Raw genomic sequence first — 21,765 nt, forward strand, 5'->3', positions numbered from 1 at the left:
CCAGACGCCGCGAGGCCGCCCTCCGGGCGACGACGGGAATGTGACGACAGGCCCTAGCGGACCCCGCCGGTCCCGGCCCGGAAGACCCGGCACCACCGACCCGGGCGACCCCGGCCCAGGAAACCCTTGCGGTCCCGGTCCGAGGGCCCTGGCAGCCCCGACCCAGGGAACCTTGGCGTCCCCTGGCCAAGGGGGCTCTGGCAGCCCCGACCCGGGGAACCCTGGCGTCCGCTGCCAGGACACCCCGGCACCACCGGCCCGGGGGCCTCGGTGCCGTTCACGCCCCCGCTGTCGGGAGGGTGACCTCGAAGCGGCAGCCGCCGGGGACGTTGTGGACGGCGGCCACGCCCCGGTGGGCCTCCACGATGCCGCGGACGATGGCGAGGCCGAGGCCCGCTCCGGCGGGCGGCGTACGGGCGTGGGTACCGCGCCAGCCGGTGTCGAAGACCCTCGGCAGGTCCTCCTCCGGGATGCCTCCGCAGCCATCGGTGACGGACAGGACGACGCCCGCGGCGGAGCGTTCGGCGGCGACCGCGACCGTGCCGTCGGCGGGCGTACGGCGGATCGCGTTGACGAGGAGGTTGCCGAGCACGCGGCTCATCTCCTTGCCGTCCACCTCGACCGGCACCTGCTCGATACGGCTCCCGACCAGACGCACTCCGTGCTCACGGGCCAGCGGGTCCGCGCCCGCGAGGGCGTCACCGACGAGGTCGTACACGGAGACGCGGGAGGGGGAGAGGGCGAGGGCGCCCGCGTGGATCCTGGAGAGTTCGAAGAGGTCGCCGACCATGCCGTTGAGGCGTTCGACCTCCGTACGGATCTGGCGCAGATAGCGGTCCGGGTCCGCCGCCACACCGTCCTCCAGCGCCTCGGACATCGCGCGCAGCCCGGCCAGCGGGGTGCGCAGGTCGTGCGAGATCCAGGCGACGAGTTCGCGGCGTGAGGTCTCCAGGGCCCGTTCGCGTTCGCGCGACTCGGCCAGTCTGCGGCTGGTGGCCTCCAGCTCCCGGCTGAGCGCGGACAGTTCGGCGGTCGCCGGTCCGTCGGGGGCGGCGAAGTCCCCGCCGTCGCCGAAGGAACGGGCTGCCAGGGTCAGCGCCCGGCTGCGGGCGACGACCCGGCGGCCCAGCAGCAGCGCGGTGGCCAGGGAAACGACGGCCGCCATGGCGACGACCGTCGTGACCACGCTCAGGTCGTGCGGGGACAGGAACATCGCCCACGCCACCGCCAGCGTTCCCGCGAGCATCGCGCCCACGGCCACGGCCGCGACGACGGCGACGGACGCGGTGAGCGAGCGGCGCCGCAGCAGCCGGAGCGCGCCGGCGCCGAGCAGGCCGGCCGCGGCGGCGCCCAGGAAGGCGAACAGGGCCATGACCAGTATGTCGTTCACGATCGGGCCTCTCCTTCGGGCACGAAGCGGCTCTGTCCGGCCCCGGGCACGAAGCGGCTCTGTCCGGCCCCGGCGGACCGGCCCGCCGCCTCCGTGTCGTCGAAGCGGTAGCCCACGCCCCACACCGTCTGGATCAGCCGGGGCCGTGCGGGGTCGTCCTCCACCTTGCCGCGCAGCCGGCGTACGTGGACGGTGACCGTCGACAGGTCGCCGAAGTCCCAGCCCCACACCTCGCGCATCAGGTCCTCGCGGGCGTACGCCCGGCCGGGGTTGCGGAGGAAGAAGGCGAGAAGGTCGAACTCACGCAGGGTGAGGGCGAGTTCGGCGCCGTCCTTGGTGGCGCGGCGGGCCGACGGGTCGACCGCGAGACCGGCGGCGCGCAGCGGGCGGGCGGCGGCCACCGGCCGGGTCCTGCGCAGCACGGACTCGACCCGCAGGACCAGTTCCCGCGGGCTGAACGGCTTGGTGACGTAGTCGTCGGCCCCGACCTCCAGGCCGAGGATCCGGTCGTCCTCGTCGCCGCGCGCGGTGAGCATGATGACCGGAACGGGGCCCTGGGCGCGCAGCCGGCGGCACACCTCCAGGCCGTCCATGCCCGGCAGCATCAGGTCGAGCACCACCAGGTCGGGCCGGTGCGCGGCGGCACACGCGAGCGCGGCGACGCCGTCCGCGGCCCGGTCCACGAGATGTCCCGCGCGGCCGAGGTACCCGGAGACGACCTCGGCCACGGTCGGGTCGTCGTCCACGACGAGCACCCGGGTGACCGCCTCACGAGGGGACGCCGCGGTCTCTCCGGGAAGGCCCGGAGCGGGCACCGGCCGCGGGCCTCCGGCGGAGGCCGGGAGGGAGTTCGGCACGGACGCCGGGAGGGAATGCGCGGCGGGTTCCCGGGGAGGCGGCGCGGCGGGACCCGGGTGAAGGTCCGAAGCCGTCCCCGGGTCCGGTTCCGGAGCGGGTCCCGGGCCCCCGTTCGCGCTCGGGGCAGGTCCGGCACCTGGGGATTCGTGCGCTCGATGCATGGATCCAGCGTCCCACCCGGCCGGGTCCCGCGCGGCGCCCCGGCACCGACGTCCGAGTTTCGTAAGGAGCCGAAGTCCGTTATTTCCCTTTCGTGTTCGTAAGGTGAAGCCCGTGACGACCTTTCCCGTACCGGACCCGGACGTCGACCTGGTCCTCCCCTGCCTGAACGAGGCGGGCGCCCTGCCCTGGGTGCTCTCCCGGATCCCGTCCGGCTGGCGCGCCCTGGTGGTGGACAACGGTTCCACGGACGGCTCGGCGGAACTCGCCCGCGCACTCGGCGCCACCGTCGTACGCGAGGAGCGCCGCGGGTTCGGCGCCGCCTGCCACGCCGGACTGACCGCCGCCACCGCGGACATCGTCTGCTTCTGCGACTGCGACGGTTCCCTCGATCCGGCCCTGCTCCTGCCGTTCGTCGCCGAGGTCCGGGCCGGCGAGGCCGACCTCGTCCTCGGGCGGCGCAGGCCGCGGGGGCGCGGCGCCTGGCCCGCACACGCCCGTGCGGGCAACGTCGCGCTGGCCCGGATGCTCCGGCGCCGCACCGGTCTGCGTCTGCGCGACCTCGGTCCGCTGCGCGCGGCCCGTCGTGAGGCGCTGCTCGGCCTCGGCCTCACCGACCGGCGCAGCGGCTACCCGCTGCAGATGGTCGTCCGCGCCGCCGACGCCGGCTGGCGCGTCACCGAACACGACGTGCCGTACCTGGCCCGCACCGGCGTCTCCAAGGTCACCGGCACCTGGCGCGGCACCTGGCAGGCGGTTCGGGACATGCGCCGCGTCCTGGCCGAACCGCCCTCGCCCGCCCGGGCGGTGGCGGGGACCGGAACCCAGGTCCCGGCCCCGGCCGCGGCCGGGGCCGGGGAGTCGGCTCTCGCACCGTCCCGAGGAGGAACCGTCCGGTGAGCATCACCCTGCTCGTCATCGCCAAGGAACCGCGCCCCGGACGGGTCAAGACCCGGCTCACACCGCCGTTCACCCCCCAGGAAGCGGCGACGCTGGCCGAGGCGGCACTCGTGGACACCCTGCGCGCGGTCGCCGCGGCACCCGCACGGCGCCGGGTCCTCGTGCTCGACGGGACGCCCGGTCCCTGGCTCCCGGCGGGTTTCGACGTCGTACGGCAGTGCGGCGGCGGCCTGGACGAGCGGCTGGCCGCGGCGTTCGCGGGCTGCGACGGGCCCGCCCTGCTCATCGGCATGGACACGCCTCAGGTGACACCGGCCCTGCTCACGGTGGACTTCGCGGACTGCGACGCGTACTTCGGGCCCGCCGAGGACGGCGGCTTCTGGTCGCTGGGTCTCGCCGAACCCGACCCGGAACTGCTGCGCGGGGTGCCGATGTCGGCGCACACGACGGGCGCCGTGCAACGGGACCGGCTCGTCGGCGCCGGACTGAGGGTGCGGGACCTGCCCCGTCTGCGGGACGTGGACACGGCCGCGGACGCGAGAGCGGTCGCGACGGCGGCGCCCGCGAGCGTCTTCGCGGCGGAACTGGACCGGCTCACGCCGGCGGCCGCCACGAGCACCGGCCGGACGCACCGGCACACGCCGGACCGGACACCCGGTCCGGCCCCAGAACAGGAACCCCCCACCGCCCCGGACCAGGAAACACGCCCGGTCCCGGAACAGGAACCCCCCACCGCCCCGGACCAGGAAACACGCCCGGTCCCGGAACAGGAACCCCCCACCGCCCCGGACCAGGAACCCCGTCCGGTCCCGGGCCGGGTGCCCCCTGCCGTCCCCGGGCAGGAACCCGGTCCCGCCCGGCAGCCGGATTCCGCGCGGAGCGCCGGGACGGTGCCGGGCCAGGACACCGGACACGGAACCGGGCAGGACTCCGGGTTCGTCGCCGGGCTCAAGGCCGTCCGGGCCGCCCGGGCCGGCACGGGGCCGGACGGCCCGAACGCCGGCCCGGACGCCGGGCGGCGAGGTGCGGGGCGATGAGCGGCGCACGGGGAACGGCCGCGCAGGAAAGGGCCGCGCGGGCAACGGCCGCGCGGGATACGGGCGGACCCGGCGGCGGCACCCGTACGGAGGCCCTGCCCGGGCGCGCCGCGCACGCGTGGGCCGCCGATCCCTACGCCGACGCGCTGGGCGCCGGCCGGGGGCCGCTGTTCCTGCGGCGGACGGACGGCTGGCTGCTCCCGCTGGAGGTGGAACGCTGGTGCGCCCGCGCCGACGCGGTCGACCTGCAGGTGCTGGCGCGCTGCGAGGGTGCCGTGCTCGACGTGGGGTGCGGGCCCGGCCGCCTGGTCGCGGAACTCGCGGCACGGGGAAGGCCCGCACTCGGCATCGACGTCAGCGAGGCCGCCGTGGCCCACACGGCACGGCTCGGCGGCCAGGCGCTGCACCGGTCGGTCTTCGAGCCCCTGCCCGGCGAGGGCCGCTGGGGCACCGTCCTCCTCGTCGACGGCAACATCGGCATCGGCGGAGACCCGGCGGCACTCCTGCGCCGTACGGCCGAACTGCTGGCCCCGGGAGGCCTGTTGATCGCCGAGACCGTGGCGGGCGCGGACGTCGACGAACGCGTCGACGTCCGTATCGTCAGCACCGCCCACGACGACGAGAGCGACGAGAGCGACGACATCGGCATGGCCGGTGCGGCCGGGCACACGACCGGCGGCAGAGGCGGGGGCGGGGGCGGGGACCGGGGCGCGTCCGGCGACCGGGCCGCCTTTCCCTGGGCCCGGCTCGGAACCCCCGCCCTGCTCCGGCACGCGGCACGCGCCGGATGGCGCACCGACGCTCAGTGGGCGGCGGGCGGACGTTCCTTCGTCGCCCTGCGCAAGGGACCGCCGCGGGACGCCCGGAGGGACCGCAGGACGAGCAGCAGCGCGGACCCGGCGAACAGGGCCGCCGTGATCAGCAGCCAGCGGGCCGAAAAGCCGTCGGCCGGCAGGGCGGTCGCCGACCGGTAGTGGTCGGCGACCTGCCCGCTGATCAGCGGGAACCACACCAGCAGCAGCAGACCGGAGAGGGCCGCCGGAACACGGACGTACATCGTCCGGTCCCGGTGGCCGCTCGCGTCCAGCGCCTTCGAGACGGCCCGGTCCGCACCCGCGTACAACGGCACCAGCACCAGGTCGTGCAGCACCGCCGCGCCCACGAACCAGAGCGCCACCCGGGACCACTCGGCCGACAGCAGCCGCACCCCCGCGTAGGCGGCCAGCGCGAACGAGCAGGCCAGCAGGAGGAGTTGGAGAGGGCTGCCGATCCGGTCCCGCCAGGTCGCAGGCACTTTGGCCCCTCTCGGTTCAAGACGTCGCATCACAGGTCTCCAAACGTCATCCGGGCCACCCATTTGGTGTTCAGCACCCCGGGCGCGGCCGGAACGATGATCCGCGCCGGGTAGCCGTGATCGGGGGAGAGGTCCTCGCCGTTGACGGACAGGGCGAGCAGCGAACGCGGGTCGCGCACCTGGTTGTCGCGCAGGGCGGCCATCCGGAACGCCCCGTGCCGCTGCAACGACTCCACGAGCACGTCGGGGGCTGCGTCCCCCTCGTAGCCGACGAGCCCCGCCAGGTCCCGCAGCCGAACCCCCCGCCACCACTGGTCGGACGTCGACCAGCCCTCCACACAGGCGATGGGCAACGCGGAGCTGTGCAAGGGGAGTTCCTCGAGTTCGGCGCGGCTCAGCCGGACCGTCCGGCCCTTCCCCGTGACGATCAGGCGCCAGACCTCGTCGCTGGTCTCCACGGCGGTGATTCCCCGTGCCGCGGCGGTCTTGTTGATCTGGAATCCGTTGGGTCCCGAGCCGGGTTCGGCGCCGCCGTGCGGTGCCAGCAGCGCCGTGTCGCGCAGCGGCCCGTCGAAGCTGTGGCCCGCCGTGGTGGCGGCCAGGAGCAGGGAACCGCCTCCGACGAACCCGAGGGCCCCGCGCCGCGAGACGGTGGGCGGCAGCGGGTCCGGGGACACCAGCTCGTCCTCGGGCCGTGCCGGTTCACCCGCGCCGGGCGACGCGACCGTCGGCCCGGGCCGCGCGCCGGGAGTGCGGATGCGGCGCAGGTTGCGCACGGCCGTCGGCGTCCGCAGCACCGCGTGCGCCACGAACGCGGCGATGAACACCCAGGCTCCGTAGAAGTGCAGGGTGTAGAAGGAGCCGGGGAAGACGTAGTCGAGCTGGATGTTCAGCACGCCGGTGGTGAACTCGAAGAGCGCGCCTCCGACCAGGAGCAGCAGCGAGAGCCGTTCCAGGGCGTGCGCGAGCGAGCGGGCCGGCGGCAGCGCGAACAGTTTCGGCACGACCGACCACAGTTTCGCCAGCAGGACGGGAATCAGCGCGAGGCCGAGCGTGACGTGGACGCCCTGGGTGAGGCGGTACAGCCAGACCGGACCGGTGGGCCAGGAGAAGAGGTAGAACCCGAGGATCCCCTTGTCGGGGGTCTTGTCGTTCACCGGCGAGAGGTCCGGGTTGTAGGCCGCGTACGACAGGAGCCCCGTCACGAACAGCACCGTGATGCCGCCGAGCAGCACCACGCCGAGCACGGAGGTGAACCAGGGGCCGCGCAGCGGGCTGCGCCAGAACGCGGGGGACGAGGGAGACCGTGGCATGCCCCGACCGTAGGCCCGGGGCACCCTCCGAACGGGTTCTCAAACCATGACGAAACTCTGACGTCCACCTCGGTGGCCCCCTTCACGGGAGCCTTCCGGCCTAGCGTGCGAGGGTGAACCGCGAACTCCCCCGCGAGCTGATCCCCGACCGCCCCGAAGCCCCTTCCCGGGCCCGTGCAGGGGATCCCCCACCGGATCCCCCCACGTCTTCCCGCTCGTCTTCCCGCACGACTCCTTCCCGGGCACTTCGCCGGGGCCTGTCACCGGTGCTGTCCCGGGCCCGGTCCCGGGCCGGATCCCCGGGCCTCTCGCGCTCGTTGCTGAGCGCACGGCCCCGGGCCGTGCGGCGCGATCTGGCGGCCGCCCTGGCCGGTGCGCTGCTCGTGCTGACGGCGGCGGTCGTCGGCTACGTCGTCGAGCACCGCGACGGCACGCTGTTCGTCAGCGCCGCTCCGCTGTACGGGCACTGGGGGCCGCACACCGGCCCCGGCACCCCGGCCGCGGTCGCCGTCGCGGTCGCCGTGGTGGCGTACGGACCTCTGCTCGCCGCCCGGCTGCCCTGGCGACGGCTGCTGTCCGCCGTATGGGGCACGACGACGGTGTGGACGTTCTCTCTCGCGCTGATCGACGGCTGGGAGCGGGGCGTGGCCCGGCGCCTCACCACGCGGTACGAATACCTCCAGGTCATCACGCCGGTCAACCGCTTCCACGACATCCCCGCCGCCCTGCGGGACTTCACCCACCACATCCTGCTGCACTCACCCGGCCACTGGCCCGCGCACATCGCCGGCCACCCGCCGGCCGCCACCCTCACCTTCGTCCTCCTCGACCGGATCGGACTGGGCGGCGGGGCCTGGGCGGGCGTCTGGTGCATCACCGTCGGCGCGACGGCCGGGGTGGCGGTCCTCGTCACCGTGCGCGTCCTGGCCGGGGAGGACCTCGCGCGGCGCGCGGCCCCCTTCCTCGCCCTCGCCCCGGCGGCCGTGTGGATGGGCACCTCGGCGGACGGCTACTTCGCGGCCGTCGCCGCCTGGGCCCTGGCCCTGCTCGCCCTCGCGGTCACGGGCCACCGGCCGCGGACGGCCGGCCTCGCCTCCGGTCTCCTCCTCGGCCTCACCGCGTACCTGTCGTACGGCCTGACCCTGGTCTGTGTGATCGCCTGCGCCGTCCTGCTGCTCGGCCGCCGCTCCGTGACCCGCCCGCTCCCGTACGCCCTGGCCGGACTCGCCGTCGTACCCACGGTGTTCACCCTGCTCGGCTTCGACTGGTGGGAGGCGTACCGCCTGTTGGTGACCCGTTACTACCAAGGGGCGGGCGGTGTACGGCCGTACGGCTACTGGGTCTGGGCGAATCTCGCCTGCACGGTGCTGATCGCGGGACCGGCCACCGTGGCGGGACTGCGCCGGGCGGGAGCGGCGGCCGCGGGGATCGCGGCGGCGGCCGTGCGGACGGGAGCGGCGCCGGTACGGCTCCGGGCAACGGCCGCACCGGCGGCCGGGACTCCCGCGCCGAAGCCGGCGGCCCCCGTCGGCGAGGAATCCGCGGCCTCCTGCGACGAGGACTCCGCGGTCCCCGCGCGCGAGAGCTCCGCGGCCCCGGCCCGCGGGAACTCCGCGGTTCCCGCGCACGGCACCGCCCCGCGTCTCGCCGTCCTCGTCGTCGCCGCGCTGCTGGCCCTGCTCGTCGCCGATCTCTCCGGCATGAGCAAGGCGGAGACCGAGCGCATCTGGCTGCCGTTCGCGATGTGGCTGCTCCCGGCCGGGGCGTTCCTCCCCCGTCCCCGGGCCTGGCTCATCGCCCAGGCGGCGACGGCCCTCCTCCTCAACCACCTGCTGCTGACGGGCTGGTGACCGCGGGGTCGGCCCCGGATGCTCCGGGGCCGGCCCGTCGGTGAACCGGTGCCGTGCTTCAGGGTTCGGCGTTCGCCGGACGGGATCGGCGGCCGCCCCGGTGGGGCGTCGAGCGGCGGAGCCGGCCGGTGGCGGGGCTCACCCGGACGGGTCACCTGCCGCGCGCCCCCGCTCACTCGGACGGAGGCTGGCCCCACCGCTTTCGACGCGTGAACAAGGAGGGGTCCGATGAGCTCGATGGACATGCCCGCGGACGCGCCCCGGCCGGCGGCGCAGGCCACGCGGGCGGCGGTCCCGGCGGCCCCCCGGCTCACCTGGCTGACCCTGGCCCTCATGACGACCGCCTCGGTCGCGAGCCTGCGGGCCGCCCCCACGATGGCGGTGTACGGGCTGGCCTGCGTCTTCCTCTACCTGGTTCCGGCGATCGTGTTCCTCCTGCCGACCGCCCTGGTCTCGGCGGAGCTGGCCTCGGGCTGGAACGGCGGTGTCTACCGCTGGGTGAGCGAGGGACTCTCGAAGCCGCTCGGATTCCTCGCCGTGTGGTGCCAGTTCGCGATGACGATCTTCTACTACCCGAGCCTGCTGGCCTTCGTGGCGAGCACCATCGCGTACATCATCGACCCGGCCCTGGCCTCCAGCGGCCTCTACACCGCGATCGTCATCGTGGTCCTGTACTGGACCGGCGTCTGGGTCTCCTCGCGCGGCACCAAGGCCCTGGCCGGGCTGTCCAGCTGGGGCCTGGTCATCGGCACCCTGGTGCCCGGCACGATCCTCGTCGTGCTCGGCATGGTCTTCCTGGCCCAGGGCAACCCCTCGGCGGCGCCCATGACGGCCAGCCATCTGCTGCCGGAGTGGACGGGCCTGGCCAGCCTCGTCCTGATCGTCAACAACTTCCTCTCGTACTCCGGCATGGAGATGAACGCCGTCCACGTGTCGTCGCTGAAGGACCCGGCGAAGGAATACCCGAAGTCGATGTTCCTGGCGATGGGCCTGGTGCTGCTGATCTTCATCCTGCCCGCGCTGGCCATCAGCTGGGTGGTGCCCGCCGACCAGACCAGCCTCACCGCCGGTGTCATGCAGGCGTTCGACGCGTTCTTCTCGTACTTCGACATCGGCTGGATGACCCCCATCGCGGCGGTGATGCTGATCTCCGCGTCGCTGGCCGGCATGCTGACCTGGCTGGCCGGACCGTCCAAGGGCCTGCTGGAGATCTCCCGCAGCGAGGGCTACCTGCCGCCGTACCTGCAGCAGCTGAACCGGTTCGGCATCCAGCAGAACATCCTGGTGACCCAGGGCGTCGTGACCACGGTGATCGCGCTGGGCTACGCCTTCATCCCGAACGTCTCCAACGTGTACTGGATCTTCTCGACGATCACCACGCAGGTGTACCTCATCGTCTACCTGCTGATGTTCGTCGCGGCGATCCGGCTGCGGAAGAACCAGGGCGACCACCCGCGCGGCTACCGCGTCCCGGCCCTCAACCTGGTGTGCGTCGTCGGTTTCCTGGCCTCGGCCGCGGCCATGGTCATCGGCTTCGTGCCGCCCTCCCAGTTCGGCAGCAACAGCGTCCTGCTGTACGTCGTCATCATCGGCTGCGGGCTCGGCGTCCTCGGTCTGCTGATCCCCTGGGCGTTCCTGAAGTTCCGCAAGCCGAGCTGGCAGACACAGGCCGCGCGCGAGGAGGAGGCGGGGGCATGAGTCCCACCCGGTTCGCATCCGAGCACAAGTGGATCTACTACGGCGCGATCGTCGTACTGCTCGGTCTCGTCGTGGCCGGACTCGTGCGCTACAAGGCCATCACGACGAACAACAGGGCCGTGAGCAAGGCCAACGAGCTCGCCGACGCCGCGGTGAAGGCCGGACTCCCGCGCCCCGACACCGAGTTGATCGCCGGCCTGCTGGGCACCGACGGCGGTCTGGTCTGCGACGATCCGGCCAGCGCCCTCAAGTCGGCGCTGTGGAAGATCAACGTGTCCAACGGGGCCGCGTTCGTCGGACAGCGGCCCGTCATCGGTGACGGCAGGACGCTCCGGGCGGAGGCCACGATCATCGAGATCTACTGCCCGGAGAAGCTGGACAAGATCAAGGACAAGCTCGACAGCCTGAAGACCGACGACACGGTGAGGCGGTGACATGTCCGAACTCGCCGGAAAGATCGCCGGCTTGATGAGCCGGGCCAGGACGGACCTGGCCGAGCTGGTCGCGATCCCGTCCGTCGCCGACCCGCGCCAGTACCCGCCCGAGGAGTGCCGGCGGGCCGCGCAGTGGGTGGCGGACGCCTTCACCGGGGCCGGGCTGCGCGACGTCCATCTCGCCGAGACGCCCGACGGGAGCCACGCCGTCATCGGCCACCGCCCGCCGCCGCCCGGCGCCCCCACCGTCCTGCTGTACTGCCACTACGACGTGCAGCCGCCGCTGGACGACGACGCCTGGAGCACACCGCCCTTCGCCCTCACCGAACGCGACGGCCGCTGGTACGGGCGCGGCACCGCGGACTGCAAGGGCAACATCGTGATGCACCTGACCGCCCTGCGGGCGCTCGGGGACGACATCCCGGTCGGCCTGAAGTTCGTCGCCGAGGGCTCGGAGGAGCAGGGCACGGGCGGACTGGAGCGTTACGTCACCCAGCACCCGGAGCAGTTCCTCGCCGACGCGCTGCTGGTGTGCGACACCGGCAACGCCGAGGTCGGCACGGGCACCGCCACCGTCACCCTGCGCGGACTCGCCGACGTCGTCGTCACCGTCGACACGCTGGCCGGAGAGATCCACTCGGGCATGTTCGGCGGCCCCGCCCCGGACGCGCTCGCCGCGCTGATCCAGCTGCTGTCCACCCTGCGCGACCCGGCCACCGGCGCCACCCGCGTCGAAGGACTCGACTGCGAGGGCACCTGGGAGGGCGCCGGCTACGACGAGGAGCGGTTCCGCGCCGACGCCGGAGTGCTGGACGGCGTCCGGCTCACCGGAACCGGCACGGTCGCCGACCGGCTGTGGGCCCGCCCCGCCGTCACCGTCCTCGGCATCGACTGCCCCCCGGTGGTCGGCTCCACCGCCGCCGTACCGCCCACCGCACGGGCCCGGGTGAGCCTGCGGATCCCGCCCGGCACGGACCCGGCGACCGCCCGCGCGGCCCTCACCCGGCACCTCACCGAGGCCGCGCCCTGGGGAGTGCGGGTGGGCGTCGAGGACGAGAGCACCGGCGCCCCCTTCAGGGCGGCCACCGACGGCCCCGCCTACGCGGCGCTCGGCCGCGCCATGAACGAGGTCTACGGCAGGCCCATGGCCTTCCTCGGCCAGGGCGGCTCCATCCCGCTGTGCAACGTCCTCGCCGAGACCTACCCCCGCGCCGAGATCATCCTCATGGGCGTGGAGGAGCCCAGGTGCCTCATCCACGCGCCGAACGAGAGCGTCGACCCGGCCGAGATCGAGCACATGGCCCATGTCGAGGCGCTCTTCCTGCGCGCCTACGCGGACGCCGGGGAGCACGGCCGCTGAACGAATCCCCCGGCCCGCGCGTCCCCGTACCGACCGGACGGCGGACGGGGAGGACCACATGGACGGACGGAACAGGATGAGGACGGCCGGCGGTGTCGTGGCGGCGACCGCCGTGGCACTGGTGGCGATTCAGGGCTCCGCCGCCGGCACGGGGGGCGAGCGGGCACCCGTCGCGGAGCACACGGCCGTGTGCTCCGGCACCCGGCCGGCGCACACGCTGCCCGGCAGGGAGTCCGCGGTGCTCCGGACGGCGGCCTACGCCGACAGGATCGGCAAGGGACGCCACAAGAACGTCTACACCGGCGTGTCCGTGGACGAGCGCCACAACGCCGTGGACGTGTACCGCATCCCTTCCAAGGCGTTCGACGCGGACCTCTGCGCCCACGCCGAGAAGGGGCTGAAGGTGCGGATCCACGACACGGACATCACCGAGCGGCGGCTCATGGCCTTCGTCGACGAGGTCGGCGACGACATGGACCGCTGGGACGGCCGGTTCCGGCTGAACCAGGTGGGTCCCGACGTCCACGGCTACGTGGTCTTCGGCGTCGACCGTCCGGCGACGGCCGGGCCCATCCTCGAGAAGGCCTTCGGCGCGTTCTGGGCGCGGCACATCAAGGTGATCCGCACGGAGACGCCGAGCCTCGGCTGACGGCGGCCACGACCGGGCGCGGGGCCTTCCGCCCTGTTCACAACGGCTCGCGCCGCGCCCGGGGTTCGGCTTGCAGGGGCGTGAAGCACCTGCCTATCGTCGCGCCCATGCAGTCCTACACCATCGGCCAGGCCGCCCGGCTCCTCGGCGTGAGCCCCGACACCGCCCGCCGCTGGGCGGACGCCGGACGGGTGGCCACGCACCGGGACGAGAGCGGACGGCGCCTCATCGAGGGCCGCGACCTCGCCGCGTTCTCGGTGGAGCTGGCCGGGACCGGTGGCGAGGAGGGCGTCACGTCCTCCACCTCTGTCCGCAACTCCTTCCCCGGCATCGTCACCGCCGTCAAACTCGGCGACGTGGCGGCCCAGGTGGAGATCCAGGCCGGCCCCCACCGGCTGGTCTCGCTGCTGACCCGGGAGGCCGTCGAGGAACTGGGCCTGGAGGTCGGTGTGGAGGCCACGGCCAGGGTCAAGTCGACCAGCGTGCACATCGACCGCGCCTGAGACCGCCCGGCGCCGCCGACGGTCAGCCGGTGGTCCCCTCCGGCCAGGACGGGTAACAGCCGTCCACCCTGATGGTGTTGATCCCGCTGATGTGCCGGGCCCCGCACCGGTCCTGCGGAAGGACGAGCTGCGGGCCGGCCCGGTCCAGCGGGGTGCCGTCGATGCCGACCGCGAGCAGCACCGGGGCGTCCGCGAAGTCGGGGTCGATCTCGGCCCAGGTGAGCAGCGCGTGATGGCCGTCCGCGCCCGCCACCGCGATGAGGAAGCGCAGCCGGTCCTTGCGGCGGGAGGGATCGAAGCGGGGGCCGGCGTCCCGGAGCACGTCGTGCAGCAGCGGACCCTCGAACCCGTGGTGGCGCACTCCGCTGGTGGCGCACTCGAAGGCGACCCGCACCCGGTGCTGGGGCCAGGCGAACAGATCGGGCACGGTCAGCAGGGCGGGACGGGCGAGGTCACCGGTCAGGGCGAGTTCCGCGAGCGGGGGAGCCGGCGGCGTCGGCTGGGTCAGGGACTGGCTCACTGGACAGCACCTCCCGGTGGACCGTACCCCGCGGGCGGCCCGAGGCAAACGCACATGCGTACATCCGAAGCCTGTGGGCACAGCTCATGCAATGCGACAGGAGACCTACAGCTTGCATATGCGGAAGTATGATCAGGCCATAGCAGAACGTGAGCCCAGGACTGAGGATCACGACGGAGGCTTCAGCGAGCCTCAGAGTCTTCGAGGGAGTAGATCCGTGACGACCCGACCCGCGCGCCGGAACCGCCGCACCACCCGGACCCTGCAGCTGGCCGGCGCCGGTGCCGCCGCGCTGCTGGCCCTGAGCGCCTGCTCCTCCTCCGACGACAAGTCGTCCGGCTCCTCGGACACGACGAAGTCGTCCTCCTCGTCCTCCTCGCCGAAGCTCTCCGGCACGGTGACCGTGTTCGCCGCCGCCTCCCTGAAGGAGAGCTTCACCGCCCTCGGCCGGCAGTTCGAGAAGGCCCACCCGGGCACCAAGGTCACCTTCAGCTTCGGCGGCAGCGACAGCCTCGCGGCGAGCATCACGGGCGGCGCCCCGGCGGACGTCTTCGCCGCGGCCAGCCCGAAGACGATGGCCATCGTGACCGACAAGGGCGACGCGGCGACCACCCCCGCCACCTTCGTGCGCAACCAGCTGGAGATCGCCACCCTGCCCGGCAACCCGGACAAGGTCGCCTCGCTCAAGGACCTCACCAAGTCCGGCCTCAAGGTCGTCCTGTGCGACAAGACCGTGCCGTGCGGCGCCGCCGCGCAGAAGGCGCTGGACGCGAGCAAGCTGAAGCTCACCCCCGTCTCCTACGAGCAGGACGTCAAGAGCGCCCTGACCAAGGTGGAGCTGAAGGAGGCCGACGCCGCGGTCGTGTACAAGACCGATGTGAAGGCCGCGGGTGACAAGGTGGAGGGCGTGGAGTTCCCCGAGTCCGCCGACGCCATCAACGACTACCCGATCGCCCTGCTCAAGGACGCTCCCAACACGGCCGCGGCCAAGGCGTTCATCGAGCTGGTGCGGTCCGCGGAGGGCCAGAAGGTGCTGACGGACGCCGGCTTCCTGAAGCCCACGTCCTGACCCCACCGGACGGTACGCCCGTCCCGGCACGCGCCGTCACCGCCCGGCCGCACCGGCGCGCGCCTTCGCCGGCCGTACCGGCGCGCGCCGCGGCCGTCCGTCTCCCGGCGCGCGTCCTCTCCGTCCCTCCGCCTCCCGGCGCCGGCCGCACGGCACCCGTCCCGTGCGGCCCGCCCTCTTGAAGCGGTCGCCCGAACCCCGTCTCCTGAAGCCATGAGTGATCCCGTGACCTCGCCCGACACGTCCGCCGCCGCGGCCGACACCCTCACGGGTGGGCCGCGGCCCGGGCGCGGCCGGACGCCGGGCCGGGTGCGGGGCGGGACACCGCTTCCCCTGCTGCTGCCCGCCCTCGTCGGGCTCGCGTTCCTGCTCCTCCCCCTGTTCGCGCTGCTCGTACGGGCGCCCTGGCGCAGCCTGCCGGACCAGCTCGCCAAGCCCGAGGTCTGGCAGGCCCTCCGGCTCTCCCTGTTCTCGGCCACGGCGGCCACCGCGGTCTGCCTGGTGCTCGGGGTGCCGCTCGCCTGGCTGCTGGCGCGCACGGAGTTCCCCGGGCGCGGACTCGTCCGGGCCCTGGTCACCCTGCCCCTCGTCCTGCCCCCGGTCGTCGGCGGTGTCGCCCTGCTGCTGGCCCTCGGCCGCAACGGCGTCGTGGGCAGGCTCCTCGACGCGTGGTTCGGGATCACCCTGCCGTTCACGACGGCCGGGGTGGTCGTGGCCGAGGCCTTCGTGGCCATGCCCTTCCTGGTGATCAGTGTGGAAGGCACCCTGCGGGCGGCCGACCCGCGGTACGAGGAGGCCGCCATGACCCTCGGCGCCTCCCGTTTCACCGCGTTCCGCCGGGTCACCCTGCCCCTCATCGCACCGGGCGTCGCCGCCGGTTCCGTCCTGGCCTGGGCCCGCGCCCTCGGCGAGTTCGGCGCGACGATCACCTTCGCGGGCAACTTCCCGGGCCGCACCCAGACCATGCCACTGGCCGTCTACCTGGCCCTGCAGAGCGACCCGGACGCCGCGATCGCCCTGAGTCTCGTCCTGCTCCTGGTGTCCGTCGCGGTGCTCGCCGGACTGCGGGACCGCTGGATGACGGCGGCCTCATGAGCGGGGCGGAGCCGGCCACGACCGCGGAGCCGTCCGGTACGGGTCTCGACGCCCGTCTCGTCGTCCGGCGCGGCACGTTCGTCCTCGACATCGAACTGTCCGCCGCCCCCGGCGAGGTCGTGGCCCTGCTCGGTCCGAACGGCGCGGGCAAGACGACCGCGCTGCGCGCGCTGGCCGGGCTCACCCCGCTGTCCGAGGGCGGCCGGCTGCGGCTGGACGGCGCCCGTCTGGACCGTACGCCGCCCGAATCACGCCCCGTCGGCGTCGTCTTCCAGGACTACCTGCTCTTCCCGCATCTGTCCGCGCTCGACAACGTCGCCTTCGGGCCGCGCTGCCAGGGCGTGCCCAAGGCGCGGGCCCGGGCCGAGGCGGCCGTCTGGCTGGAGCGCATGGGCCTCGCCGAGTTCGCCGGGACCAGGCCGCGCCGGCTCTCCGGCGGACAGGCGCAGCGGGTCGCCGTCGCCCGCGCCCTGGCCACCCGCCCCCGGCTGCTGCTGCTCGACGAACCGCTCGCCGCGCTCGACGCCCGTACGCGGCTGGACGTGCGGGCCCAGCTCCGGCACCATCTGGCCGACTTCGAGGCCGTCGCCGTCCTGGTGACGCACGACCCGCTGGACGCGATGGTGCTGGCCGACCGGCTCGTGGTCGTCGAGGACGGCCGGGTGGTCCAGGAGGGCGGCCCCTCGGACATCGCCCGCAGGCCCCGCACCGACTACATCGCCCAGCTCGTCGGGCTCAACCTCTACCGGGGCGAGGCCGGGGGCCACACCGTACGGCTGGAGGCGGGCCCCGCGATCACCACGACCGAGCGGCTCGACGGGCCCGTCTTCGTGGCGTTCCCGCCGGGCGCCGTGACGCTCCACCGCGACCGCCCCACCGGCTCCAGCGCCCGCAACCTGTGGCAGTGCCGGGTCGCGGGGCTGGAGACGCACGGGGACCAGATCCGGGTGGCCCTCACCGGGGAACTCCCGCTCGCCGCCGACCTGACGACGGTCGCGGCGGCGGAACTCGGCCTGCACGCGGGCTCGCCCGTCTGGGCCACGGTGAAGGCGGCCCAGACACACGCCTATCCGGCTTAGGAGGCCGGTGCCGCGGCAGGCGCGACGTCCGCCCCTCGCGGGGGCCGCCCGCCACCGGGACCGGCGGCCCGCGCCGCCGCACCCGTCGGTGCGCCGCTACGTGTCCGCCGGGACGGCCGTCGCGCGGGCCATCACGCAGTCGAACTCCACCACCCGGCCGGTCGCCTCCTCCCGCGACACCGGGTACATGCCGGTGATCTCGAAGCCGCGCTCCTCGTACACGGCGATGGCCTCGCCCATGCGGGGACTGCCCTCGTACAGCCGCAGCGTCGCGACCTCCGACTGCATCCCGACGAACTCCGCCGCGCGCTCCCCGGCGCCCGCGAACACCTCCAGGTCGTAGCCCTGGGTGTCCATCTTCAGATAGGGACGGGGGTCGGTGATCCCGGCGAGTGCCGTGTCCATCATCCCGTCGAGACGGCGGACCTCGATCTCCTCGGTACGGGTCCTGGCGAAGCGCTTGTAGCGGCCCTTGCCGTAATCACTGGGCGGAAGAAGGGAGTTCATGGTGTTCCAGCCCACGTGGATGGACTGGGTGGTGTCCTCCCGGCCGAGACCGATCCGGTGCACCTGCCAGTCGGGGTCGCCCTCTGCGGCCTGCCGGAGCTTTTCGAAGGCCTCCGCGGTCGGCTCGAAGGAGACGATCCGGCCGGTGTAGCCGAGGCGGCGCAACTGGCGCCCGTACTGACCGGAGTTGGCGCCGACGTCGAGGACGCAGTTCACCGCGTACCGGTCCAGCAGGGCGGTGACGTGCTGCCCGCAGAGATAGGAGGCGGCCGAGAGCTGGAACTTGCGTTCGTCGGCCGCCGTCTCCTTCTCGTCGAGCAGGAGACGGGCACCGGTGCCCCCGAGCGGCACCTGCTTCCAGGCCGCCGTCCGCCCGCGCAGCACCAGATCGGCGCCCTTGCCCAGGGCGACGCGTCTGCGCACCCCGCGCCGGTAGACCACCGCGGCTCCCGATCCGAGGTCCAGCACCTGCACCCCGACCCGGGGAAGCAGACCTAGCAGCTTTCTGTGAAGGGTCGCCATGAACCACACCCTGTCAGACATCCCCGCGCGTCCACCGGCAGTTGGTTGAACCGCCCTTCAGCCGCGTGATAGAGGCAGGGGGTGACTTCTCCTGAGACCGGGATCCCGGAACTGGCCGCCGCACTGGGCATGAGCCCCCACCCGGAAGGCGGCTGGTTCGTCGAGACCTGGACCGCGCCGCAGGCGTTCCTGCCCGACGGCTACCCCGGCCCCCGCGCCGCCGCCTCCGCCATCTACTTCCTTCTCACGCCCGGTGACACCTCCGCCTGGCACACCGTCCGCTCGGACGAGCTCTGGCTGTGGCACCGCGGCGGTCCGCTCGACGTCCTGCTCGGCGGCGACGGCGACAGTCCCCAGTCCACCCCGCAGGTCGTGCGCCTCGGCCCCCGCGTCGAGGCGGGGGAGCGTCCCCAGGTCCTCGTCCCCGGAGGCGTCTGGCAGTCCGCCCGGCCGGCCGGTGACGAGGAGGTTCTGGTCAGCTGCGTGGTGGCGCCCGGCTTCGACTACGACGACTTCCGGCTTCTGGACTCAGGGCGCTGACGGTCCGTCGGGCCGCCCCGGGGATCCCGTGGCGGCTTTGTGACGCAGGTCGTTGGTTGCCGATCGCCCCGGTGGGGCATCACCCGAGAGCAGGGCCGTCCGCGCACCGTCGAGCGCGGGGTCCCGGCCGCGGGGACGGAGCCGCCGGCCGGGTACCGGTCGTCCTGGGAGGGGGAAGAGAGGTGTCAGTCATGCGTGCGCACCAGCGCACCGTCCGGCCGACCGCCCGCGTGGAGTACACACTGCCGCGTACGGCCGTCTCGGCGGGCAGGGCCCGCAAGCTGACGACGGCGTTCCTGACCCGGCCACGGCCGCGGCTCGCGTCGCCGACCGCGGACCAGGTCGACGACGCCACACTGATCGCCTCCGAGCTCGTCGCCAACGCCGTGCGGTACGGCCGCAGCGGATGCCGGCTGCGGCTGCAGCTGGGACACGGGCGGGTGACGGTCGAGGTGCACGACGACAGTCCCGGGCGGCCTCGGATCGGGGCGCTGGACGCGGAATCGGAGAGCGGCCGGGGCCTGGCCATGGTCCAGCAGCTCGCCCACAGCCTGGAGATCGTCAGCACGGGTTTCGGCGGCAAGACCGTGCGCGCGGTCCTGGCGGTGCGGTGACGGGGCGTCCCATGATCCGGGTTTGACGCCGCTGATCCGGGTTTGGCGTCACCGAAAAGGGGAATGGGCACCGAAAATTCATCGGAATTTCAATGACCACAAAAAACGGATGGCCGGTGCCCGCACCTTGCGGTGCGGACCCCGGCCATCCGGTGTCCCTGACTAGGCGGGGACGATGTTCTCCGCCTGCGGGCCCTTCTGGCCCTGCGTGACGTCGAAGCTCACCTTCTGGCCTTCCTGGAGCTCACGGAAGCCGGAAGTGGCGATGTTCGAGTAGTGGGCGAAGACGTCGGCGCCGCCGCCGTCCTGCTCGATGAAGCCGAAGCCCTTTTCCGCGTTGAACCACTTCACGGTGCCAGTAGCCATGTCAAATCTCCTTGGGGGCTAAGCTCGAAGGTCCACACTGCGCGGACCCGCGTCGCCGCAATGAAGCCCCAACCGGAATGCACCGGAAAATCTTTGGGAACCACAACTGCAACTGAAATCGACAGTAGCACGCTGAACGTCTCGAAGCGGGCGCACTATCTCACCCCGCCATGGGGAATACCAAAACCTCGCGGGCTCGCGCAGCAAATTCTGCACCGGCCGGTACAGATATTCCGGCGTCGACCGGTGCAGGTATTCGAGGACGCCCGGGAAACGCCCCCGGTGGGCCCCTGAGGGCCTGTTCAGGCGTCCTGCGGTGTCGAGCCGCGCAGCTCCGCGTTGATCCGCAGAGCCTCGTCCAGGCTGTCCTCCAGCGTGACGATTCTGCAGGCGGCCTCGACGGGCGTGCCCTGGTCGACGAGATCCCGGGCGCGGGCCGCGACCCTCAGCTGGTTGCGGGAGTAGCGGCGATGGCCGCCCTCGGAACGGAGGGGGGTGATCAGTCCGGCCTCACCGACCGCCCGCAGGAACGCGGGGGTGGCGCCGATCAGCTCGGCCGCACGACCCATCGTGTAGGCGGGGTAGTCGTCGTCTTCGAACCGGTCGGTGGGGCTCATGGTGCTTCCCTGGGGCGCATGCATCACCTCCCACTCTGGCAGATCCCGGCCGGTGGCGGCCTGGATCCGGGCACCGGGCCGGTGAGCTCCGCGCTCCGCACTCACCCGGACGGCCCGGTGCGGCTGGTGAGGGACCGTGGCCGGTGGTGGCGTGGAGGGACACAGCCCGACCTCGGGACCGTCCTCGGGAGGCCCTCGCATGATCCGTCCGTCCTGTCTCCTCGCATCCGCCCTGACCGCGGGGATGCTGCTCTCGACGGCCGCCTGCTCGAACGGCGGAGGCGACGGCAGCGGCTCGGGCCGTACGGACTCCCCCGCGTCGCCCGCGTCCACGGTCCCGGCCTCTCCCGTGGCCGAGGAGCCGGGCGCCGCGTCCCCCTCACCCTCCGCGTCCGTCCGTACGCTCACCAGGAGCGAGGCGCAGACGGCGCTGATCACCAACTCCGACCTGGGGTCGCAGTGGGACGAGTCGAAGGGCGTGGCGGCCTGGCACGACGTGCTGCTCAAGAGCAAGGTCGACGCCTCGGCGTTCGTCACGGACAAGGGGAACGCGGCGCAGTGCCAGAAGCTGCTGGACGGCCTGTACAAGGAGGACCTGCTGGGCACGCCGCAGGGCGCCGGTGCCGTCACCGGCTTCGACGACAGCTCCAACGACGCGCAGATGCGCTACGAGGTCGCCTCGTACGGGAAGAGCTCCCTGGACGCCCAGCTGAAGTGGCTGGCGACGCTGCCGGACGTGTGCGACCAGTTCACGGCCGTCAACGGCAAGGGCGACCGGCAGACCGTGCAGGTCATCGAGACGCATCTGCCCGATGCGGGGGACGCCCGCCAGGGTCTGCGGGTCACGATGAGCGGTGAGCTGGAGGGCGACCCCGACACGCTGACGCTGGACTTCGCGGCGGTGCGGGTCGGCGACAGCGCCCTGTCCCTCACCAACGGCGGACTCTCGGGCACCGATCACCAGTCCACCGAGCAGGCGGTCCAGGCGGGCACGAAGCGGCTGCAGGACGTCCTGGCGGGGAAGTCGCCCGCCCCGACCCAGGGCTGAGGAACGACGCCCGCGGGCCCCCTGGACACACCGCGGCCCGGGCAGCCTGCGAAGAAGCGGCTACCGCGGGCCGGCGGTGTCAGTGTGTGCGGTTCAGAGCCGGTCCATCCGGGTGTAGGGGCTCAGGACGCGGACCTGGCGGGCGCCGAAGTCGACGAGCATCGCGATGCCCTCTTCGACGCCGACGATCGTGCCCAGGCCGTACTGGTCGTGGGAGACGCGGTCTCCGAGGCTGAACTCCTTGGCCACGGGGACGACGGGTGCAGCGAAGGGGCTGGTGGGCAGGTGGCGCCGGGGCGCAGAGGATTTACTCATCGTGAATCCAGTATGGGCCCTATTCCGG

Annotated in this window: 22 protein-coding genes and 1 pseudogene; 15 read left to right on the plus strand and 8 right to left on the minus strand. The window is 73.3% G+C overall.

Annotated features, from left to right (window positions below):
* Nucleotides 1–277: 277 nt before the first annotated feature.
* Both ACH4S8_RS22665 and ACH4S8_RS22670 read right to left on the minus strand, forming a co-directional pair.
* Nucleotides 278–1,372, minus strand: a complete 1,095-nt coding sequence (locus ACH4S8_RS22665; RefSeq protein WP_398397351.1) for a sensor histidine kinase — start codon at nt 1,370–1,372, stop codon at nt 278–280.
* A 14-nt stretch (nt 1,373–1,386) separates the two neighbouring features.
* On the minus strand, nt 1,387–2,205 hold the full coding sequence (locus tag ACH4S8_RS22670) for a response regulator transcription factor (RefSeq protein WP_398397353.1): 819 nt from the start codon (nt 2,203–2,205) through the stop codon (nt 1,387–1,389).
* 307 nt (nt 2,206–2,512) lie between these two features.
* Here ACH4S8_RS22670 and ACH4S8_RS22675 point away from each other — a divergent pair, with 307 nt between their 5' ends.
* The 3 genes and pseudogenes from ACH4S8_RS22675 to ACH4S8_RS22685 all read left to right on the plus strand — a co-directional run bounded on the left by ACH4S8_RS22675 (nt 2,513) and on the right by ACH4S8_RS22685 (nt 5,318).
* A complete protein-coding gene (locus tag ACH4S8_RS22675) occupies nt 2,513–3,307 on the plus strand; it encodes a glycosyltransferase family 2 protein (protein ID WP_398396764.1) in 795 nt (264 codons plus the stop codon).
* Between the two features lie 2 nt (nt 3,308–3,309).
* A pseudogene (locus ACH4S8_RS22680) lies at nt 3,310–3,912 on the plus strand (DUF2064 domain-containing protein); the annotation flags it as partial.
* 428 nt (nt 3,913–4,340) lie between these two features.
* Nucleotides 4,341–5,318, plus strand: a complete 978-nt coding sequence (locus tag ACH4S8_RS22685) for a class I SAM-dependent methyltransferase (protein ID WP_398396766.1) — start codon at nt 4,341–4,343, stop codon at nt 5,316–5,318.
* Nucleotides 5,319–5,667: 349 nt separating this feature from the next.
* Here the strand turns inward: ACH4S8_RS22685 and ACH4S8_RS22690 are convergent, their stop codons facing one another.
* The gene (locus ACH4S8_RS22690; protein ID WP_398396768.1) at nt 5,668–6,951 is read right to left on the minus strand and encodes a molybdopterin-dependent oxidoreductase; all 1,284 of its coding nucleotides are present in this window, start codon (nt 6,949–6,951) and stop codon (nt 5,668–5,670) included.
* Nucleotides 6,952–7,268: 317 nt separating this feature from the next.
* On the opposite strand from ACH4S8_RS22690, the gene ACH4S8_RS22695 reads away from it, so the two are divergent.
* From ACH4S8_RS22695 to ACH4S8_RS22720, 6 genes are all read left to right on the plus strand, one after another.
* A complete protein-coding gene (locus ACH4S8_RS22695) occupies nt 7,269–8,801 on the plus strand; it encodes a hypothetical protein (RefSeq protein ID WP_398396770.1) in 1,533 nt (510 codons plus the stop codon).
* 228 nt (nt 8,802–9,029) lie between these two features.
* Nucleotides 9,030–10,499, plus strand: coding sequence for an APC family permease (locus ACH4S8_RS22700; protein ID WP_398396772.1), 1,470 nt, complete (start codon nt 9,030–9,032; stop codon nt 10,497–10,499).
* A complete protein-coding gene (locus ACH4S8_RS22705) occupies nt 10,496–10,933 on the plus strand; it encodes a hypothetical protein (RefSeq protein ID WP_398396774.1) in 438 nt (145 codons plus the stop codon). The genes ACH4S8_RS22700 and ACH4S8_RS22705 overlap by 4 nt, the downstream gene beginning before the upstream one ends.
* Before the next feature lies 1 nt (nt 10,934).
* Nucleotides 10,935–12,293, plus strand: coding sequence for a dipeptidase (locus ACH4S8_RS22710; protein WP_398396776.1), 1,359 nt, complete (start codon nt 10,935–10,937; stop codon nt 12,291–12,293).
* A gap of 58 nt (nt 12,294–12,351) precedes the next feature.
* The gene (locus ACH4S8_RS22715; protein WP_398396778.1) at nt 12,352–12,942 is read left to right on the plus strand and encodes a hypothetical protein; all 591 of its coding nucleotides are present in this window, start codon (nt 12,352–12,354) and stop codon (nt 12,940–12,942) included.
* A gap of 107 nt (nt 12,943–13,049) precedes the next feature.
* Complete coding sequence (locus ACH4S8_RS22720; RefSeq protein WP_398396780.1) at nt 13,050–13,445, plus strand: molybdopterin-binding protein; 396 nt, start codon at nt 13,050–13,052, stop codon at nt 13,443–13,445.
* 22 nt (nt 13,446–13,467) lie between these two features.
* On the opposite strand, the gene ACH4S8_RS22725 is transcribed toward ACH4S8_RS22720, so the two are convergent.
* Entirely contained in the window at nt 13,468–13,965 is a 498-nt protein-coding gene (locus ACH4S8_RS22725) for a molybdopterin-dependent oxidoreductase (protein WP_398396782.1), read from the minus strand.
* A gap of 217 nt (nt 13,966–14,182) precedes the next feature.
* Between ACH4S8_RS22725 and modA the strand changes: the two genes are divergently transcribed.
* The 3 genes from modA (at nt 14,183) to ACH4S8_RS22740 (ending at nt 17,208) form a co-directional block, all read left to right on the plus strand.
* Nucleotides 14,183–15,034, plus strand: a complete 852-nt coding sequence (gene modA / locus ACH4S8_RS22730) for a molybdate ABC transporter substrate-binding protein (RefSeq protein ID WP_398396784.1) — start codon at nt 14,183–14,185, stop codon at nt 15,032–15,034.
* Nucleotides 15,035–15,247: 213 nt separating this feature from the next.
* Complete coding sequence (locus tag ACH4S8_RS22735; protein ID WP_398396786.1) at nt 15,248–16,129, plus strand: ABC transporter permease; 882 nt, start codon at nt 15,248–15,250, stop codon at nt 16,127–16,129.
* Nucleotides 16,126–17,208 (plus strand): ABC transporter ATP-binding protein, encoded by a 1,083-nt coding sequence (locus tag ACH4S8_RS22740; protein ID WP_398396788.1) that lies wholly within the window; start codon nt 16,126–16,128, stop codon nt 17,206–17,208. The genes ACH4S8_RS22735 and ACH4S8_RS22740 overlap by 4 nt, the downstream gene beginning before the upstream one ends.
* Nucleotides 17,209–17,304: 96 nt before the next feature.
* Here ACH4S8_RS22740 and ACH4S8_RS22745 read toward each other — a convergent pair whose 3' ends face one another.
* On the minus strand, nt 17,305–18,237 hold the full coding sequence (locus ACH4S8_RS22745) for an FkbM family methyltransferase (RefSeq protein WP_398396791.1): 933 nt from the start codon (nt 18,235–18,237) through the stop codon (nt 17,305–17,307).
* An 81-nt stretch (nt 18,238–18,318) separates the two neighbouring features.
* Here ACH4S8_RS22745 and ACH4S8_RS22750 point away from each other — a divergent pair, with 81 nt between their 5' ends.
* Together ACH4S8_RS22750 and ACH4S8_RS22755 are read left to right on the plus strand one after the other, a co-directional pair.
* Nucleotides 18,319–18,777, plus strand: a complete 459-nt coding sequence (locus ACH4S8_RS22750) for a cupin domain-containing protein (protein WP_398396793.1) — start codon at nt 18,319–18,321, stop codon at nt 18,775–18,777.
* 191 nt (nt 18,778–18,968) lie between these two features.
* Entirely contained in the window at nt 18,969–19,391 is a 423-nt protein-coding gene (locus tag ACH4S8_RS22755; RefSeq protein ID WP_398396795.1) for an ATP-binding protein, read from the plus strand.
* A 162-nt stretch (nt 19,392–19,553) separates the two neighbouring features.
* On the opposite strand, the gene ACH4S8_RS22760 is transcribed toward ACH4S8_RS22755, so the two are convergent.
* Nucleotides 19,554–19,757: a cold-shock protein gene (locus tag ACH4S8_RS22760; protein ID WP_053661143.1), complete on the minus strand. Its 204-nt coding sequence runs from the start codon at nt 19,755–19,757 to the stop codon at nt 19,554–19,556.
* Between the two features lie 302 nt (nt 19,758–20,059).
* Nucleotides 20,060–20,374: a MerR family transcriptional regulator gene (locus tag ACH4S8_RS22765; RefSeq protein WP_398396798.1), complete on the minus strand. Its 315-nt coding sequence runs from the start codon at nt 20,372–20,374 to the stop codon at nt 20,060–20,062.
* A gap of 199 nt (nt 20,375–20,573) precedes the next feature.
* On the opposite strand from ACH4S8_RS22765, the gene ACH4S8_RS22770 reads away from it, so the two are divergent.
* Entirely contained in the window at nt 20,574–21,422 is an 849-nt protein-coding gene (locus tag ACH4S8_RS22770) for a hypothetical protein (protein WP_398396800.1), read from the plus strand.
* Nucleotides 21,423–21,515: 93 nt separating this feature from the next.
* Here ACH4S8_RS22770 and ACH4S8_RS22775 read toward each other — a convergent pair whose 3' ends face one another.
* Nucleotides 21,516–21,737 (minus strand): hypothetical protein, encoded by a 222-nt coding sequence (locus ACH4S8_RS22775; protein WP_037614735.1) that lies wholly within the window; start codon nt 21,735–21,737, stop codon nt 21,516–21,518.
* Nucleotides 21,738–21,765: the final 28 nt, after the last annotated feature.

The sequence above is a fragment of the Streptomyces sp. NPDC021080 genome, assembly GCF_044333225.1.
Classification (GTDB): Bacteria; Actinomycetota; Actinomycetes; order Streptomycetales; family Streptomycetaceae; genus Streptomyces.

Excerpts from the sequence above, each read along its gene's own strand:
- ACH4S8_RS22740 (WP_398396788.1), top strand. The coding sequence starts at position 16,126 with ATGAGCGGGGCGGAGCCGGCCACGACCGCGGAGCCGTCCGGTACGGGT.
- ACH4S8_RS22755 (WP_398396795.1), top strand. The coding sequence starts at position 18,969 with ATGCGTGCGCACCAGCGCACCGTCCGGCCGACCGCCCGCGTGGAGTAC.
- ACH4S8_RS22705 (WP_398396774.1), top strand. The coding sequence starts at position 10,496 with ATGAGTCCCACCCGGTTCGCATCCGAGCACAAGTGGATCTACTACGGC.
- ACH4S8_RS22760 (WP_053661143.1), bottom strand. The coding sequence starts at position 19,757 with ATGGCTACTGGCACCGTGAAGTGGTTCAACGCGGAAAAGGGCTTCGGC.
- ACH4S8_RS22775 (WP_037614735.1), bottom strand. The coding sequence starts at position 21,737 with ATGAGTAAATCCTCTGCGCCCCGGCGCCACCTGCCCACCAGCCCCTTC.
- ACH4S8_RS22665 (WP_398397351.1), bottom strand. The coding sequence starts at position 1,372 with ATGGCCCTGTTCGCCTTCCTGGGCGCCGCCGCGGCCGGCCTGCTCGGC.
- ACH4S8_RS22765 (WP_398396798.1), bottom strand. The coding sequence starts at position 20,374 with ATGAGCCCCACCGACCGGTTCGAAGACGACGACTACCCCGCCTACACG.
- ACH4S8_RS22720 (WP_398396780.1), top strand. The coding sequence starts at position 13,050 with ATGCAGTCCTACACCATCGGCCAGGCCGCCCGGCTCCTCGGCGTGAGC.
- ACH4S8_RS22735 (WP_398396786.1), top strand. The coding sequence starts at position 15,248 with ATGAGTGATCCCGTGACCTCGCCCGACACGTCCGCCGCCGCGGCCGAC.
- ACH4S8_RS22745 (WP_398396791.1), bottom strand. The coding sequence starts at position 18,237 with ATGGCGACCCTTCACAGAAAGCTGCTAGGTCTGCTTCCCCGGGTCGGG.
- ACH4S8_RS22690 (WP_398396768.1), bottom strand. The coding sequence starts at position 6,951 with ATGCCACGGTCTCCCTCGTCCCCCGCGTTCTGGCGCAGCCCGCTGCGC.
- ACH4S8_RS22770 (WP_398396800.1), top strand. The coding sequence starts at position 20,574 with ATGATCCGTCCGTCCTGTCTCCTCGCATCCGCCCTGACCGCGGGGATG.
- ACH4S8_RS22685 (WP_398396766.1), top strand. The coding sequence starts at position 4,341 with ATGAGCGGCGCACGGGGAACGGCCGCGCAGGAAAGGGCCGCGCGGGCA.
- ACH4S8_RS22700 (WP_398396772.1), top strand. The coding sequence starts at position 9,030 with ATGAGCTCGATGGACATGCCCGCGGACGCGCCCCGGCCGGCGGCGCAG.
- ACH4S8_RS22715 (WP_398396778.1), top strand. The coding sequence starts at position 12,352 with ATGGACGGACGGAACAGGATGAGGACGGCCGGCGGTGTCGTGGCGGCG.
- ACH4S8_RS22710 (WP_398396776.1), top strand. The coding sequence starts at position 10,935 with ATGTCCGAACTCGCCGGAAAGATCGCCGGCTTGATGAGCCGGGCCAGG.